Annotated in this window: 1 protein-coding gene; it reads right to left on the reverse strand. The window is 72.6% G+C overall.

What is annotated here, in order from left to right; genetic code table 11:
- Nucleotides 1–111: 111 nt before the first annotated feature.
- Complete coding sequence (locus tag CCN35_RS27355) at nt 112–1293, reverse strand: ROK family transcriptional regulator (RefSeq protein WP_067388918.1); 1182 nt, start codon at nt 1291–1293, stop codon at nt 112–114.
- Nucleotides 1294–1474: the final 181 nt, after the last annotated feature.

Genomic DNA, 1474 nt, shown 5'->3' on the forward strand with positions numbered 1-1474 from the left:
GGCCCGTGCGCACGGGCCGGTGTCAGGGTGAGCAGGGCAGAGCAGGGGCCGTGCTGATGATCCGGTGACCGGTACGCCGGTCCGGGTGGTGCGGGTGGTGCGAGTGGGGGGTTACGCGGGGGAGAACAGATGGTCGCTGATGAGCCGGGCCGCGCCGATCACTCCGGCCTTCGGCCCCAGCTCACCGAGAACGATGGGGAGATTGCCGGTCGCCAGCGGAAGCGACTGGCGGTACACCTGGGTGCGGATGGCGGCGAGCAGGGTGTGGCCGAGGCCGGTGACCCCGCCGCCGATCACCACCAGGCCGGGGTTGAAGAAGGAGACGAGTCCGGCGATGACCTGACCGGTGCGGGCGCCGCCCTGCCGGATCAGGTCGATCGAGGCGGGGTCGCCCGCGGCGGCAGCGGCGGCGACGTCCTCGGCGGTGAGCCGGCCGTTCGCCTCCAGCCGGGCCGCGAGTTCGGGGGAACGGCCCTGCTGGGCCGCCTCCAGCGCGTCGCGGGCCAGGGCGGCCCCGCTGAAGTGCGCCTCCAGGCAGCCCCGGTTGCCGCAGGCGCACGGGCGTCCGTCGGGCACGGCCTGGATGTGCCCGATGTCGCCCGCGCTGCCCGTCGTGCCGCGGTGGACCTCGCCGCCGACGACGATGCCGCAGCCGATGCCGGTGCCGATCTTGATGCAGAGGAAGTCGCCCACGGAGCGGGCGACGCCCGCGTGCTGCTCCCCCATCGCCATGAGGTTCACGTCGTTGTCGACCATGACCGGGCAGCCGAGTTCCTGGCTGAGCGCCTCCCGTACGGGAAAGCCGTCCCAGCCCGGCATGATCGGGGGTGCCACGGGGACGCCCTCGGGGAAGCGGACGGGGCCGGGGACGCCGATGCCGGCGCCGTCGAATCCCTCCGCGAGCCCCGAGGCCCGCAGCTTCTCGGCCATGGCGAGGACCCGTTCGAAGACCGCCACGGGGCCCTCGCGCACGTCCATCGGCTGGGTGAGGTGCCCCAGCACCTCCAGTTCGGCGTTGGTGACGGCGACGTCGACCGAGGTCGCGCCGATGTCCACGCCCAGGAAGCGCAGGCTGGGGGCGAGGCGCACATTGTGGGAGCGCCGGCCGCCGCGGGAGGCGGCGAGTCCGTCGGCGACGACCAGTCCCGTCTCCAGGAGCCGGTCCACCTCCACGGCCAGCTTCGAGCGGGACAGCTCGACCCGGTCGCCGAGCTGTGCCCGGGAGCTGGGGCCCCCGTCGCGCAGCAGCTTCAGCAGCCGGGCCTGATGTGCGTTGGCGGGTCGCGCCGTCATGCGTCTCACGAACCCCTCCCCGCCTCAATTCGGCCTGTCCGCACGGTTTTTCGGCCATTCGGCCGACTCGGTTTCGAACTGGACCGTAGCAGCGACCGCCGGGAGTGGGAAGAAGTTGAGCACGGATTCGTGCCGACTTTTTCCAGGGAGAGGACAAAGTGGGGTGGGGAGGGAGTGCGAG

This window comes from Streptomyces thermovulgaris (assembly GCF_002155915.1).
GTDB classification, from domain to species: Bacteria; Actinomycetota; Actinomycetes; order Streptomycetales; family Streptomycetaceae; genus Streptomyces; species Streptomyces thermovulgaris.